This window comes from Bacillus sp. FSL W8-0920 (assembly GCF_038593215.1).
In the GTDB taxonomy this organism is placed as follows: domain Bacteria; phylum Bacillota; class Bacilli; order Bacillales; family Bacillaceae; genus Bacillus; species Bacillus pumilus.
The window spans coordinates 2,609,301-2,625,623 of the sequence record NZ_CP151974.1 but is presented as its reverse complement, the minus strand read 5'-3'; the positions used below and the strand labels follow the sequence as shown (position 1 = coordinate 2,625,623).

13 protein-coding genes are annotated in these 16,323 nt (G+C 41.7%); 12 read left to right on the top strand and 1 reads right to left on the bottom strand.

The annotated features are described in order from the left end of the window. Positions 1-268 precede the first annotated feature (268 nt). The 3 genes from pfkA (at position 269) to NSS78_RS13275 (ending at position 3,509) form a co-directional block, all read left to right on the top strand. Entirely contained in the window at positions 269-1,228 is a 960-nt protein-coding gene (pfkA, locus tag NSS78_RS13285) for a 6-phosphofructokinase (protein WP_012010865.1), read from the top strand. A gap of 27 nt (positions 1,229-1,255) precedes the next feature. After that, positions 1,256-3,016, top strand: coding sequence for a pyruvate kinase (pyk, locus tag NSS78_RS13280; protein ID WP_003216573.1), 1,761 nt, complete (start codon positions 1,256-1,258; stop codon positions 3,014-3,016). A 103-nt stretch (positions 3,017-3,119) separates the two neighbouring features. Further along, complete coding sequence (locus tag NSS78_RS13275) at positions 3,120-3,509, top strand: FxsA family protein (protein ID WP_003216718.1); 390 nt, start codon at positions 3,120-3,122, stop codon at positions 3,507-3,509. 25 nt (positions 3,510-3,534) lie between these two features. Here NSS78_RS13275 and ytvI read toward each other — a convergent pair whose 3' ends face one another. Further along, on the bottom strand, positions 3,535-4,653 hold the full coding sequence (ytvI, locus tag NSS78_RS13270) for a sporulation integral membrane protein YtvI (RefSeq protein WP_268459544.1): 1,119 nt from the start codon (positions 4,651-4,653) through the stop codon (positions 3,535-3,537). A 100-nt stretch (positions 4,654-4,753) separates the two neighbouring features. Here ytvI and NSS78_RS13265 point away from each other — a divergent pair, with 100 nt between their 5' ends. From NSS78_RS13265 to ytaF, 9 genes are all read left to right on the top strand, one after another. Continuing rightward, positions 4,754-5,218 (top strand): DUF441 domain-containing protein, encoded by a 465-nt coding sequence (locus NSS78_RS13265; RefSeq protein WP_044139290.1) that lies wholly within the window; start codon positions 4,754-4,756, stop codon positions 5,216-5,218. Positions 5,219-5,593: 375 nt separating this feature from the next. Continuing rightward, positions 5,594-6,712, top strand: coding sequence for a citrate synthase (gene citZ, locus NSS78_RS13260; protein ID WP_008346063.1), 1,119 nt, complete (start codon positions 5,594-5,596; stop codon positions 6,710-6,712). Positions 6,713-6,861: 149 nt separating this feature from the next. Continuing rightward, positions 6,862-8,133, top strand: a complete 1,272-nt coding sequence (gene icd / locus NSS78_RS13255; protein ID WP_003216780.1) for an NADP-dependent isocitrate dehydrogenase — start codon at positions 6,862-6,864, stop codon at positions 8,131-8,133. Positions 8,134-8,167: 34 nt separating this feature from the next. After that, positions 8,168-9,106 (top strand): malate dehydrogenase, encoded by a 939-nt coding sequence (mdh, locus tag NSS78_RS13250; protein WP_003216833.1) that lies wholly within the window; start codon positions 8,168-8,170, stop codon positions 9,104-9,106. Positions 9,107-9,292: 186 nt separating this feature from the next. Next, positions 9,293-10,021, top strand: a complete 729-nt coding sequence (locus NSS78_RS13245) for a response regulator transcription factor (protein ID WP_003216596.1) — start codon at positions 9,293-9,295, stop codon at positions 10,019-10,021. Further along, positions 10,014-11,756, top strand: coding sequence for an ATP-binding protein (locus tag NSS78_RS13240; RefSeq protein ID WP_342468135.1), 1,743 nt, complete (start codon positions 10,014-10,016; stop codon positions 11,754-11,756). Before NSS78_RS13245 ends, NSS78_RS13240 begins: the two co-directional genes overlap by 8 nt. 254 nt (positions 11,757-12,010) lie before the next feature. Further along, the gene (gene polA, locus NSS78_RS13235; protein WP_050943594.1) at positions 12,011-14,650 is read left to right on the top strand and encodes a DNA polymerase I; all 2,640 of its coding nucleotides are present in this window, start codon (positions 12,011-12,013) and stop codon (positions 14,648-14,650) included. 28 nt (positions 14,651-14,678) lie between these two features. Continuing rightward, positions 14,679-15,512 carry a DNA-formamidopyrimidine glycosylase gene (gene mutM, locus NSS78_RS13230; RefSeq protein ID WP_003216358.1) on the top strand — a complete coding sequence of 278 codons (834 nt, stop codon included), beginning with the start codon at positions 14,679-14,681 and terminating at the stop codon, positions 15,510-15,512. Between the two features lie 174 nt (positions 15,513-15,686). Next, positions 15,687-16,319 (top strand): sporulation membrane protein YtaF, encoded by a 633-nt coding sequence (ytaF, locus tag NSS78_RS13225; RefSeq protein WP_339160332.1) that lies wholly within the window; start codon positions 15,687-15,689, stop codon positions 16,317-16,319. Positions 16,320-16,323: the final 4 nt, after the last annotated feature.

Below are 16,323 nucleotides of genomic sequence, written 5' to 3'. Positions count from 1 at the left end.
CTATTTGAAAATAATTTTCTTTTGTTTTCATAAAGTTTGAAACGTCTGAAAACCCAGATACGGTGGGCTTTAGAAGGCTGGATCTTCCTCGCTTTTGAAAGAATTGCTTTCATGACTTTCTTAACTTTTGTTTAAAAACGGTTTATTTAATTGTATAATAAGTACGGTTTTAGAAATACGTATTGAAAACATCCGGTTTTGCTCATGATTGTTTTCAAGCAGTGGAAATGGTATGTTTAATTCATATATGGTCTCTGAGGTGAAAAAGATGAAGCGTATAGGAGTTTTAACGAGCGGTGGGGATTCCCCAGGAATGAATGCAGCTGTGCGCGCAGTTGTAAGGAAAGCGATTTACCATAATGTTGAAGTTTACGGTATTTATAATGGATATTCAGGTCTAATTAACGGTAAAATTGAGAAACTTGAAATAGGTTCAGTTGGCGATATCATTCATCGTGGAGGAACAAAACTTTACACGGCAAGATGCCCTGAATTCAAGACAGTTGAAGGTCGTGAAAAAGGCATTGAGAACTTAAAAAAATTCGGTATTGAAGGACTTGTTGTGATTGGCGGAGACGGTTCATTCATGGGAGCGAAGAAATTAACTGAGCTCGGTTTTCCATGTGTAGGTGTCCCGGGTACAATCGACAACGATATCCCAGGTACTGATTTCACTATTGGCTTTGATACAGCACTGAATACAGTCATTGACGCCATTGATAAAATTCGTGATACAGCCACATCTCATGAACGTACATACGTAGTGGAAGTAATGGGAAGACATGCTGGTGATATTGCTCTTTGGTCAGGTCTTGCAGGCGGAGCCGAATCTATTTTGATTCCTGAAGCAGACTATGACATGGATGAAATTATCGCGAGATTAAGAAGAGGGCACGAGCGCGGCAAGAAGCACAGTATCATCATCGTCGCAGAAGGCGTAGGCAGCGGTGTTGAATTTGGTAAGCGGATTGAAGAGGAGACAAGCCTTGAAACCCGTGTATCTGTCTTAGGACATATTCAGCGCGGAGGTTCTCCAAGCGCATTTGACCGAGTACTCGCAAGCCGTTTAGGAGCATACGCAGTAGAACTTCTTCTTGAAGGAAAAGGCGGACGCTGTGTGGGCATTCAAAGCAACGAACTCGTTCACCACGATATTTTAGATATCTTAGATAAAAAACATACAGTCGATCAAAATATGTACCGACTTTCACAAGAGCTCTCTATATAAAACGAGAAGACCTTAGGAGGAACAGTAATGAGAAAGACAAAAATCGTTTGTACAATCGGTCCAGCAAGTGAAACTATTGAAAAGCTAACTGAATTGATTGAAGCAGGAATGAATGTAGCCAGACTAAACTTCTCTCATGGAGATTTTGAAGAGCATGGTGCACGCATTGAAAACATTCGTAAAGCAGGTAAAACATTAGGCAAGGATATTGCGATCCTTCTTGATACAAAAGGTCCAGAGATCCGTACACGTACAGTTGAAAACGGCTCAATTGAGCTAGTCGCTGGTGCAGATCTTATCGTAAGTATGGAAGACATTGTTGGAAATACGGAAAAAATTAGTGTGACGTATGAAGAGTTAATTCATGATGTAGAAGTAGGCTCAACGATTCTATTAGATGATGGTCTTATTGGTTTAGAAGTGAAAGAAATTAACATGGACCGCAAAGAAATCGTCACAAAAGTCATGAATACAGGCACGCTCAAAAACAAAAAAGGTGTAAACGTACCAGGTGTAAGTGTGAACCTGCCAGGTATTACAGAAAAGGATGCCAATGATATTCTGTTCGGAGTTGAACAAGGCGTCGATTTCATCGCAGCTTCTTTTGTGAGACGAGCTTCTGATGTTCTTGAAATTCGTGAGCTTCTTGAAAAGAATAACGCGGCTGACATTCAAATCATTCCTAAGATTGAAAACCAAGAGGGTGTTGATAACATCGATGAAATCCTTGAGGTATCAGACGGTTTGATGGTTGCACGTGGAGATCTTGGTGTAGAGATCCCGGCAGAAGAAGTACCACTTGTTCAAAAAATGCTGATCAAAAAATGCAATCGCTTAGGCAAACCAGTCATCACAGCGACCCAAATGCTTGATAGCATGCAGCGTAATCCTCGTCCAACTCGTGCGGAAGCAAGTGACGTGGCAAATGCCATTTTTGATGGCACAGATGCGATTATGCTTTCTGGTGAAACAGCAGCAGGAACATATCCAGTAGAAGCTGTACAAACGATGCATAACATTGCATCACGTTCAGAAGATGCACTCAACTATAAAGCCATTCTTTCTCGCAGAAGCGAAGAAGTAGATGTCAGCATTACAGATGCCATCGGTCAATCTGTTGCACATACAGCGATGAAGCTTGACGTTGCAGCGATTGTGACACCTACGGAAAGCGGTCATACAGCGAGAATGATTTCAAAATATAGACCAAAAGCACCAATCGTAGCAGTTACAGCAAACGAATCAGTTGCGAGAAAGCTATCTCTTGTATTCGGTGTATTTGCAAAGAGCGGCTCAAAAACGACGTCTACTGATGAAATGCTTGAGAATGCAGTCGAGAAATCGATTGAAACAGGCTACGTGAGACATGGCGATTTAATCGTTATTACAGCTGGTGTGCCAGTTGGTGAAACAGGTACAACAAACTTAATGAAAGTTTATGTTGTAGGTGACATCATTGCGAAAGGTCAAGGAATTGGCCGTAAATCTGCATTTGGACCGGTTGTCATTGCGCAAAGCGGAAAAGAAGCAGAGGAAAAAATGTATGATGGTGCAATTCTTGTTGCAAACTGTACAGACCGTGATATGATGGGTGCTTTAGAAAAAGCATCTGCCCTGATCACTGAAGAAGGCGGACTAACAAGCCATGCAGCAGTCGTTGGACTCAGCCTTGGCATTCCAGTGATTGTAGGTCTTGACAGCGCAACAACACTGCTAAAAGAAGGCGAAGAGATTACAGTAGATCCGGCACGCGGAGCGATCTACAAAGGCCGTGCAAGCGTCCTTTAATTGATACAAACGAGGGGAGTTGTCTGACTCCTCTCTTTTTTTATGTTACACTAAAAAAGTAAAACAGCTTTCGGGTGAAAGATACCCCATGAGGTGATATGGCTTGAAAAAATATTTGCTACTATTATTGATTCTGTTCCCTGCCGTGGAAATCAGTTTATTTTTAATATCAAGTAAAATCATTGGCATTTTGCCAACGATGCTGATGATCGTACTCACGAGTGCATTAGGTGCTTATTTTGCAAGAAAACAAGGAATCGAAGCTTTTCAAAAAGTGCAAAGAGATTTACAATATGGCAAAATGCCAGGGGTAGCGATTGTCGATGGTTTTTGCATTCTAATCGGCGGTCTGCTGCTACTCATTCCCGGCTTCTTATCAGATATCATCGGTGCGCTGCTGCTCATTCCGATGACGAGAAAGCAAATCAAGCCGCTTTTTGAACGCTGGCTTAGAAACATGTCTAATCGCAGTCGCTATACAATTATTCGCTAAAGAGACCTTGAACTGAAGGTCTCTTTTACTTTTGAATGCCGTACCGAATGTACTGATAGATATCCCTGAAAACACCTGCATTACGAAATGCTTGCCACACGACAAGGGAAGCAGGGCCAATGACGAGTCCGAGGAAACCCAACCATTTTAACCCGACAAATAGCGCCACAAGCGTGGCTAAAGGATTAAGCCCAATGGATTTGCTTAAGACTTTTGGCTCTGATATTTGTCTTTGAATGAGCACGACAATATACAAAATGCCGAGCCCGATGGCGAGTGAAAGGTTTCCTGTCATGGCGGAGTAAATGATCCACGGCAGAAAAACGGTGCCGCTCCCGATATAAGGAAGTAAATCGACAAACCCAATACATAAAGCAATGACAAGGGCGTGCTCGACTTTTAAGATGATCAGTCCAATGATGACAAGGCCGATGGTCATCGCAACAAGCAAAAGCTGCGCCTTCATAAAACCGGTAATGGCTTTTTTGATTTCAGATAAAATGGCTCGTGTATGCTGCATCCATTTTGCGGGAAAGATACGAGAACCATATTTTTTTAATGTAAACCAATCTTTCGTGATAAAAAAAGTCGCCAATGCAGAAAACAAAAGGGTTGCGGCTGCATCAGGCAAAAGACCTAAAAAAGCCGGGATGAGCTCGAGTGTTTTTGAAAGAAAAGTCCCTATTTTTGCGGCAGCTTCATCGCCTAGCGCTTGGATTTGTCCCAAAATCGATTCCTTTTGACCAGCTTGAAGTGTATTAAATTGGGCGGTTACATCATGGTACAAAGGCAGGATCTTATCTGTAAAAAACTGTTCCACAATCCCAATCATGCGATCAAGGTGACCAGGCAGAACCTTTGCCAAATAAGCACTTCCTGAAATGATTTCTGCTACTAAGAGTGTGATGAAACCGGCTGCAACTACTAAAAAGAGCAGTAGTACAATGACGACAACAAATCCTCTCGGCATTCCGGTGATCTCTTCTATTTTGCATACAGCAGGGTGAATCAGGCAGGATACAATAAGTGCAATCCAAAAAGGATATAAAAAAGGAAAAGACTGATATAAAAAGACAACCGCAAATACAGCAATGCTGATCATCATCAAACTTCGTAGAAAAATGGCCATATAGGTGTGATTCACACAATCCCCTCCAAAAAACAAGCATGTCCGATACTTCATTTTATTCAAAAAGATTAGTAATATGAAAAGGTCGCAATAAAAAGAAAGGAAGGGGCGGCGTATGTTTACTCAAGCAAATTTATTTTTGGTTCTTTTACTCGTTATTGCACTTATTGCAAAAAACAATTCATTAATTTTAGCGGTTTCTGTGCTCATTGGGATTAAGCTGATTGGTTTGGATCAAAAAATTTTCCCAGTTCTTCAGTCGAAGGGCATCAATTGGGGGGTCACCGTCATTACAATTGCTGTGCTTGTTCCTATTGCAACTGGTGACATTGGATTTAAGCAGCTTGGAGAAGCCATGAAATCCTCTTATGCTTGGATTGCACTTGGAGCGGGTATATTAGTAGCATTAATCGCAAAAAACGGTATTGTGCTACTCGAAAATGATCCGCATATCACAGCAGCGCTTGTGTTCGGGACGATTTTGGCAGTCAGCTTATTTAAAGGGGTAGCTGTCGGTCCGCTGATCGGAGCAGGAATTGCTTATTTGGCGATGCAGGCTGTGAAATTTTTCAGCGGTTGAAAAGAGAGTGGTTCATGCCACTTTCTTTTTTATTTTTTTCTTGCGTGAGCTTTTGCAAAAAAACATAATTAAATATAATAAAAGAAGCAAAATCCCTTTATTCCATGCCTGATATGGAAGACTGGAAAAAAAAATATCAAAAAAAATTATAGTTAAACATTTAACAAATGTCTGATTATTGTTTATAATGGGAATAGGCTTAATTTTGAACTCATTGATCACACAAGAGATATGAGGCTAAAAGCGCTCTAACCGTATAGGTAAATGTAAGCATTTTCTTTTCTGAACGTGCCGACTTATTCGGATTGGATAGCGCTTTCAAAAAGCGAGAATTCTGCAACGAAGGGGAATCTTTTTAAAAAGGGGAGATTGAACATGACAGCAACAAGAGGTCTTGAAGGTATCGTGGCAACAACTTCATCCGTAAGCTCAATTATTGATGATACTCTTACTTATGTAGGGTACAATATCGATGATTTAACTGAAAAAGCTACATTCGAAGAAATTGTCTACCTGTTATGGCACTTAAAGCTGCCGAATGAGCAAGAGCTGAGTGAGTTAAAACAGCAGCTCAACGAAAATGCTCACATTCCGCAAGAAATCATTGAGCACTTTAAATCGTATTCGCTGGATGGGGTTCATCCAATGTCTGCGATTCGTACAGCTGTATCCTTACTAGGATTACTTGATGACGAATCAGAGATTATGGACAAAGAAGCAAATTACAGAAAAGCCATTCGCTTACAGGCGAAAATTTCTGGACTAGTCGCTGCGTTTTCACGCATTCGTAAGGGACTTGAGCCTGTACAGCCAAAAGAAGAATACAGCTATGCTGCGAACTTCTTGTATATGCTAAATGGCGAAGAGCCGTCACCAGTAGAAATTGAGGCAATTGATAAGGCACTCATTCTACATGCGGATCATGAATTAAACGCATCGACATTTACAGCGCGTGTATGTGTTGCTACACTATCAGATATCTACTCTGGTGTAACAGCGGCTATCGGTGCGCTGAAAGGACCACTTCATGGCGGAGCCAACGAAGGCGTGATGAAGATGCTTTCAGAAATTGGCGAAGTTGAAAACGTAGATTCCTATATTCATGGTAAGCTAGAGAAGAAAGAAAAAATTATGGGCTTTGGCCACCGCGTATACCGTCAAGGTGACCCGCGTGCAAAGCATCTAAAAGAAATGAGCCAGCGTTTAACAAACCTGACTGGCGAGCCGAAATGGTATGAAATGTCTGTTCGCGCAGAGGAAATCGTGACATCAGAGAAGAATCTTCCACCAAATGTTGATTTTTATTCTGCATCTGTATATCACAGTCTTGGGATTGATCATGACTTGTTTACACCAATTTTCGTGATCAGCCGATTCTCTGGATGGATTGCTCACATTTTAGAGCAGTATGACAACAATCGTCTCATCCGTCCAAGAGCTGACTACATTGGACCTGATCTTCAAACGTTTGTTCCGATCAGTGAAAGAGACTAATGTTTATAGAATAAGCGGGGGCTGATTCTCACGAAGGCCAATCAGCCTCTAGATCAACAAAAAACGAATCACGTGAAAAACTTCTTCGCTTGCAGACATCAAGCCAAGAAGTTTCAAATATTCACTACATAACCTGGGAGGTAATATCATTGTCACAAGGCGAAAAAATTACAGTTACTGGCGGCGTATTGAATGTACCAAATAATCCAATCATCCCGTTTATCGAAGGGGACGGAATCGGTCCTGACATTTGGAAAGCAGCATCAAGAGTACTTGAAGCCGCTGTAGAAAAAGCATATAAAGGTGAAAAGCAAATCACTTGGAAAGAAGTATATGCAGGTGAGAAAGCTTACAATAAAACTGGAGAATGGCTTCCTGAGCAAACACTTGAAGACATTCGTGAATACTTAATCGCAATCAAAGGACCACTGACAACACCAATCGGCGGAGGAATCCGTTCATTAAACGTGGCACTTAGACAAGAGCTTGATCTATTCACATGCTTACGTCCAGTTCGCTGGTTCAAAGGCGTACCGTCTCCTGTGAAACGTCCAGAAGACACAGATATGGTCATCTTCCGTGAGAATACAGAAGATATCTATGCTGGTATCGAGTATGCACAAGGATCAGACGAAGTGAAGAAGTTAATTGACTTCTTGAAAAACGAATTAGGTGTAAACAAAATCCGTTTCCCAGAAACATCAGGTATCGGAATCAAGCCAGTTTCTGAAGAAGGAACTTCTCGCCTTGTCAGAGCGGCTATCCAATATGCAATCGACCAAGGCCGTAAGTCTGTGACACTTGTTCACAAAGGAAACATCATGAAATTCACAGAAGGTGCCTTCAAAAACTGGGGCTACGAAGTGGCTGAAAAAGAGTTTGGCGACAAGGTCTTTACATGGGCACAATATGATCGTATTGTAGAACAAGATGGAAAAGATGCGGCAAATAAAGCGCAAAGTGAAGCAGAAGCTGCTGGCAAAATTATTGTCAAAGACAGCATTGCAGATATTTTCCTTCAACAAATCCTAACTCGTCCAGCTGAGTTCGATGTTGTGGCAACAATGAACTTAAACGGAGATTACATCTCTGATGCTCTTGCAGCACAAGTAGGTGGAATTGGTATCGCACCAGGTGCGAACATCAACTACGAAACAGGACACGCTATTTTTGAAGCGACTCACGGAACAGCACCAAAATATGCTGGTCTTGATAAAGTGAACCCATCTTCTGTTCTTCTATCAGGCGTGCTTTTACTTGAGCACCTTGGCTGGCAGGAAGCAGCTGATCTAGTGATTCAATCTGTTGAAAATACAATTGCATCAAAAGTCGTCACTTACGATTTTGCTAGATTAATGGATGGCGCAACAGAAGTGAAATGTTCTGAGTTTGCTGACGAGCTCATCAAAAACTTGTCTTGATTCTTAAACTTTAAAGTTAAAGGGGAAAAAGGAAATGGCAAACAAGCGTAAAAAAGTATCTGTTATCGGAGCAGGCTTTACTGGAGCAACTACAGCATTTCTAACGGCTCAAAAAGAATTAGCGGACGTCGTATTAGTCGATATCCCGCAGCTTGAGAACCCAACAAAAGGGAAAGCACTTGATATGCTGGAAGCAAGTCCTGTTCAAGGCTTCGATGCAAACATTACAGGAACTTCTAACTACGAAGATACAGCCGGTTCTGATGTCGTGGTCATTACGGCGGGAATTGCAAGAAAGCCGGGAATGAGCCGTGACGATCTCGTGTCAACAAATGAAAAAATCATGCGCAGTGTGACACGCGAAATCGTTAAATATTCTCCAGAAACAATCATTGTTGTATTAACAAACCCTGTTGATGCAATGACGTATGCAGTTTATAAAGAATCAGGATTACCAAAAGAAAAAGTCATTGGACAATCGGGCATTCTTGATACAGCACGTTTCCGTACGTTCGTTGCTCAAGAATTAAACCTATCTGTTAAAGACGTGACGGGCTTTGTGCTTGGTGGACATGGCGATGACATGGTTCCTCTTGTTCGTTACTCTTATGCAGGCGGTATCCCGCTTGAAACTTTGATTCCTAAAGAGCGAATTGATGCAATTGTTGAAAGAACAAGAAAAGGCGGCGGCGAAATCGTGAACCTATTAGGTAACGGTAGTGCATATTATGCTCCTGCTGCTTCACTAGTTGAAATGGTTGAGGCGATTCTTAAAGATCAGCGCCGCGTCATGCCGACGATTGCTTACCTTGAAGGTGAATATGGCTACGAAGGCATTTACCTAGGTGTACCAACAATCGTAGGTGGAAACGGCCTTGAGCAGATCATCGAGCTGGAGCTGACAGAAGAAGAAAGAAGTCAGCTTGACCGTTCTGTTGAATCTGTTAAGAATGTCATGAAAGTATTGTCTTAATATGAATAAAAAAGAAGGCTTCTCTGATGAGGAGTCTTCTTTTTGTTTACAAAACAAATCTTGTCGAAATTTTAAATTGTTCTCTTGTTAAGCTTTCGTTAAAATGAAAGAGAAAGCATGACTTCTCGCTTTTCACATAAGATACAAAAAACGGATGCAGGGGAAATCACTAATTGGAGGCACAACATGAATAAAAAAATATTAGTTGTGGATGATGAAGAATCGATTGTAACACTTCTAAGCTATAACCTCGAAAGAGCGGGCTATGATGTCGTCACAGCAAGAGACGGGGAAGAAGCACTTGAAAAAGCAGCAAGTGAACAGCCTGATCTCATTGTATTAGATTTAATGCTTCCGAAGATGGACGGCATTGAAGTGTGCAAACAACTGAGAATTCAAAAAATGATGTTCCCTATTTTAATGCTGACAGCAAAGGACGATGAATTTGATAAGGTGCTAGGTCTTGAGCTCGGGGCCGATGATTACATGACAAAGCCATTCAGTCCTAGAGAAGTGGGTGCTCGGGTAAAAGCCATCTTGAGAAGAGCACAGCAATCTCAGCCTACCCCCACGCAAGAGGAGAAGGATGAGATCATTGCAGATCAAATCAAAATTGGTGAACTGCGTATTTTACCAGAACACTACGAAGTCTATTTCCAGGAAGAACGTCTAGAGCTGACGCCAAAAGAATTTGAACTGCTGCTTTATTTGGCGAAGCATAAAGGACGTGTCCTCACGCGTGATTTATTGCTAAGTGCCGTTTGGAATTATGACTTTGCAGGTGACACTCGTATTGTGGATGTCCATATTAGTCACTTGCGGGACAAAATTGAAAAGAACACAAAAAAACCAACATACATTAAAACGATTCGCGGCTTAGGCTACAAATTGGAGGAGCCAAAGTCAAATGAGTAAAATTAGAACCCGTCTGTTTTCGGGACTCATTTTTCTCCTTTTTATTGTGTTTGTGGCACTTGGTCTTTTCCTGGATCACATGTTCCATGTTTTCTATGAAACAAAATTAACGGAACGAATGGAAAAGGAATCGAGCTTTCTCCTGTCTTCTATGAATGGTGATGATTTAAAGGCGAAGCAAAACAAAGAGGTCCTCAATCAGGCAAAGCAGCATTTTGACATGAATGCGTCGATTGTGGATTTAAGGGGGAAGATCATACATACAACGGGTCAAGCAGAACAAAAGGCCGTCATTCAAAACACACTAAACAATGAACGTCTCCAAACAAAAGGGGTCGTTATTGACGATGAGAAGGATGCGCTGTTCCATTATGCTGTCCCGATCTTAAAACAAAACGAACCGGAGGGTTATTTATTTCTCCATGCGTCATACGAGCCTTTAAATGAAATTGACGGCCAGCTTTGGCTTGCCCTAGCCTTTTGTCTTGGCTCGGCGATTATCATTATCGTTTTCTTTGGGTACCGCATGTCGATGAAATATGTGAAACCAATTGATTATGCGACAAAGGTAGCTAAACAGCTAGAACGCGGGAACTATGATACGAATAATTATGAAGAGCTGATGATTGAAACAAGTGAACTGAATACTTCCATGAAGCGTTTGGCAGAAAGTCTTCAAGAAATGACAAGTGCTGGTGAAATGCAGAGAGACCGGCTGCAAACGGTCATTGAAAATATTGGAGCGGGGATTATATTGATTGATAAGATGGGGTATATCCACCTCGTCAATCGAACCTTCCGCAAGCAGTTTAAGGTGCAAAAGCACATTTACATGCACAAGCTTTATCATGAAGCGTTTACCCATGAAGAGATTATCGAATTAATTGACGAAATTTTCATGACAGAAACGAAGGTGCGGAAGTTTTTACGTCTAGCCGTTGACATTGAACGACGCTACTTCCAAGTGGATGGTGTACCCATTTTAAGTACAGACGATGAATGGAAAGGAATTGTCCTCGTGTTTCATGACGTGACAGAAACGAAGCAGCTGGAGCAGATGCGAAAAGACTTTGTTGCCAATGTGTCTCATGAGTTAAAAACACCGATTACGTCGATTAAAGGATTTTCTGAAACCCTTCTTGATGGCGCGATTGATGACAAAGAAGCACTGACAGAATTCCTTTCTATCATTTTAAAAGAGAGTGTCCGTCTAGAAACATTGATTCAAGACTTACTTGATCTTTCTAAAATTGAGCAGCAGCAATTCAAGCTGAATATTCAAGAAGCCAATGCGACAGAAATCATCCAAGAGATTCAAGTGCTGTTAAAACAAAAGGCTACAGAAAAAGGCATTCAATTACACGTGCGTGTCCCGAAAGAACCGGTCTATGTCATGGCAGACCCGCTAAGGTTAAAGCAAATCTTCCTCAATCTCGTTAATAATGCCCTGACCTATACACCAGAGGGAGGAAGTGTCACCATCTCAGCAAGACCGAGAAAAGGTGCCTATGAATTTGATGTAGCAGATACAGGGATCGGTATGAAGAAAAGTGAGATTCCAAGAATATTTGAGAGATTTTATCGAATTGATAAAGATAGAAGCAGGAATTCAGGCGGTACAGGTCTTGGTCTTGCCATTGTCAAACACCTTGTAGAGGCGCATGAAGGAACAATTTCTGTCGGCAGCAAACAAGGTAAAGGAACGACTTTTACAGTGAGCCTGAAATCGATATAGAGAAAAAAGGAAAGTCACGTTAAAATTTACATGATCTTTACAATGAATTCATGTTTTGTTAAACATTCATTGATAGGATGAATAGGAACCCCTTCATCCAAGGAGCCAATTTTGGAAGGACGAAAACACTTGTTGTTTTCGTCCCTTTTTTATGCAGGCTCGACTATTTTCTTTTCAAAATAAACTTTGATAAAATGAAGATACAATGTGTGAAAGAGACGGCTGAGATGGCTCAGCCGATGGAGGATTAAAACATGACAGACAAAAAGAAATTAGTATTAGTGGATGGAAACAGCCTCGCATATCGAGCCTTTTTTGCTTTGCCGCTATTATCAAATGATAAAGGCGTACATACAAATGCTATTTATGGCTTTGCGATGATTTTAATGAAAATGCTGGAGGACGAGAAGCCAACCCATATGCTCGTCGCATTTGATGCGGGAAAAACAACCTTCCGCCACGAGACATTTAAAGAATATAAAGGCGGAAGACAAAAAACCCCGCCAGAGCTATCAGAACAAATGCCATTCATCCGTGAACTATTAGATGCCTATCAGGTGAAAAGGTACGAGCTTCCTCAATATGAGGCAGATGATATTATCGGTACATTGGCTGTCGAAGCAGAAAAAAATGGCTTTGAAGTCAAAATCTTCTCAGGAGATAAAGACTTAACACAGCTCTCAACAGATCATACGACAGTCGCTATTACGAAAAAAGGCATCACAGAAGTAGAATACTACACACCTGCTCATATTGAAGAGAAATATGGCCTGCGACCAGATCAAATCATTGATATGAAAGGGCTGATGGGAGATTCCTCAGATAATATCCCAGGCGTCCCAGGTGTAGGTGAAAAAACAGCCATTAAATTGTTAAAGCAGTTTGAAACAGTTGAGAACCTGCTTGAACATATTGATGAAGTGAGCGGGAAAAAGCTCAAAGAAAAGCTTGAAGAATATAAAGAACAAGCAGTCATGAGTAAAGAGCTGGCGACCATTCTCGTAGAAGCACCTATTGATGTGTCGAGCAAAGATCTTGCCTACGAAGGTCCACACATGGATCAAGTGATCTCTCTTTATAAAGAACTAGGCTTTCAAACCCTGCTAGAGCGTCTAGGAGAAGCACCAGAAACAGATGAACAGGTTGAAGTAGACGCATTAGAAGTGAAAAAAATGACAGCTGCAGGAGGCGACATGCTGACAGATCATGCAGCCCTTGTGGTAGAACAGCTTGGAGATAATTATCACGAAGCAGATTTGATCGGTTTTGCGATCCATAATGAAAATGGTGCGTTTTTTATGACGAAAGAAGATGCGCTTCAATCAGATGCATTTAAAGAATGGGTACAGGATGAAACGAAGAAAAAATGGGTCTTTGATTCAAAAAGAGCAGTTGTCGCTCTCAGATGGCATGATGTCGACCTAAAAGGTGTCGACAATGATGTTCTGCTCGCTTCCTACGTCGTCAACCCGCAGAAATCATACGAAGACGTCGCAAGTGTAGCGAAGGAATATGGTCTGAATATCGCTCTTTCTGATGAAAAAGTATACGGAAAAGGAGCAAAACAGGCGATTCCACCTGAAGATGAACTGAAAGGACATCTCGGACGAAAAGCAGCGGCGATCTCAGCCTTGCATGATTTAACATTAGAAGCATTAGAAAAAAATGATCAGCATGAACTATATGAAGATTTAGAGCTGCCGCTAGCACTCATCTTAGGCGAAATGGAATCTCTTGGAGTAAAGGTAGATATAAAGCGCCTAGAGAAAATGGGTGAAGAATTAACGAAAAAGCTCAAAGAATATGAAGAAACCATTCACCGCTTAGCAGGAGAAACGTTTAACATCAATTCTCCTAAACAACTTGGTGTCATCCTTTTTGAAAAATTAGGTCTCCCAATTATCAAGAAGACAAAAACAGGCTATTCAACGTCTGCAGATGTGCTCGAAAAGCTTGAAGATAAGCATGAAATCATTCGGTCCATTCTGCACTACAGACAAATTGGAAAGCTGCAATCGACCTATGTAGAAGGGTTAATGAAAGTAACGCGCAAGGATACCCATAAAGTGCATACAAGATTTAATCAAGCACTCACCCAAACAGGAAGATTAAGCTCAACAGATCCAAATCTTCAAAACATCCCGATTCGTTTAGAAGAAGGACGGAAGATTCGTCAAGCATTCGTTCCTTCAAAAGAAGGCTGGCTCATGTTTGCAGCTGACTATTCACAAATCGAGCTGCGTGTACTCGCTCATATTTCACAAGATGAGAATTTGATCGAAGCATTTACGAGGGACATGGACATTCACACGAAAACAGCGATGGATGTGTTCCATGTCTCAGAAGAAGAAGTGACTTCCGCTATGAGAAGACAAGCCAAGGCGGTAAATTTCGGTATTGTATACGGAATCAGCGACTATGGACTTTCTCAAAACCTTGGGATCACAAGAAAAGAAGCCGCCGCATTTATCGAGCGCTATTTAACAAGCTTTAAAGGCGTGAAAACCTATATGGAAGAAATCGTTCAGGAAGCGAAACAAAAAGGCTACGTCACGACGCTTCTTAAACGCAGACGGTATATCCCAGATATCACAAGCCGAAATTTTAATATCAAAAGCTTTGCAGAACGAACAGCCATGAACACACCGATCCAAGGCAGCGCAGCCGATATTATTAAAAAAGCGATGATTGATATGGCGCGAAGGCTCAAAGAAGAAAACCTGCAGACAAATCTTTTATTACAGGTGCACGATGAATTGATCTTTGAAGCGCCGAAAGAAGAAATCGCCATTCTTGAAAAGATTGTTCCTGAAGTCATGGAAAATGCACTTCAGCTTGATGTGCCGCTAAAAGTTGATTTTGCTTCAGGTCCATCTTGGTACGATGCGAAATAAATAATAGAGAGAAAAAGGAGCGAGGAGCATGCCGGAATTACCAGAAGTTGAAACCGTCCGGCGCACTCTCAAGCGGTTAGTCGAAGGAAAGACGATTGAAACGGTCGATATCAAATGGCCAAACATCATCAAACGTCCTGGGGAGCCGGAAGAGTTCGCAAGAAGATTGGTAGGAGAAACCATACAAACCATTGAAAGAAGAGGAAAGTTCCTCCTCTTTCATTTAGACCATTATGTGATGGTCTCCCATTTAAGGATGGAAGGGAAATATCGTGTACATGAAGCGCATGAGCCTTATGATAAACACGTACACGTCGTCTTTACGTTTACAGATGGGACGGAGCTTCGGTACCATGATGTGCGTAAATTTGGCACGATGCATTTATTTCAGCCGGGTGAAGAGGAAAGGGAACTCCCGCTATCACAGCTGGGATATGAACCATTCGATGAACAGTTTACTCCTGAGTATTTATGGGAGCAATTGAAAAAAACAACCCGCGTGGTCAAAACAGCACTGCTTGATCAAAAGATTGTCGTAGGACTTGGTAACATTTACGTAGATGAGGTCCTGTTTAAATCAGGGATTCATCCAGAAACGAAAGCGAATCAGCTCAGCCTGGAATCTTGCAAAGTGCTTCACAAACAGATCATCGATACGCTTCAGGTGGCGGTAGATGCGGGAGGAAGTACAATTCGTTCTTATATCAACTCACAAGGAGATATTGGCACATTTCAATTGCAGCTTCTTGTATATGACCGGCGGGGAGAGCCTTGCCAAACATGCGGAAGCATCATTGAGAAAACAGTAGTCGGAGGGCGCGGTACACACTTTTGTGTGACCTGCCAAAAACGTCCTCAATAAAGCTTAGCCATGAGCATGCTTCCTTTTTGCGATGCATACGATAAAAAACATTCATTTTTCAGCAAGGTGTAGACTGACACACAGCCCACCTGCTCTTCATATAGTGAAGAAGAGTCTAAGAACGCCTAGAGACTCTTGATCATCGTTGCATGAACAGAAAGGAAGAGTTCAGGTATGATTTCGATTTCGCTCCTGTTTTTAGCTATTGCAGTCAGCATCGACAGCTTTTCTGTAGGCTTTACGTATGGTCTCCGCAAAATGAGGATCCCATTTAAAGCCATCGTCATTATTGCATGCTGCTCAGGGATTGTGCTGCTCATTTCTATGCTGATTGGCAGCTTGCTGATGACATTTCTCCCTGTCTCAGTGACCGATAAACTGGGGGGAGGCATCTTAATTGCCATTGGTCTTTGGGTCCTGTATCAATTTTACAAACCAGCGAAAGAGCGTGATTTGCTTCTTCATGAAAAGACATTGCTTAATGTGGAAGTCCAATCGCTTGGGCTTGTCATTCACATTTTAAGAAAGCCAACAAGTGCAGATATTGACCGATCTGGGACGATTAATGGAATAGAAGCGGTACTTCTTGGAATTGCTTTATCCATTGATGCATTTGGCGCAGGGATTGGCGCAGCGATACTAGGCTTTTCTCCAATTGTCATGAGTATCACGGTCGCAGTGATGAGCTCACTTTTTGTATGTATCGGTCTGCGTGCCGGTCATTACTTGGCAAATTGGCGCTGGATCGATAAACTCGCATGCTTACCAGGGCTTCTGCTCATATTAATTGGGGTTTGGAAGCTGTAAAAGG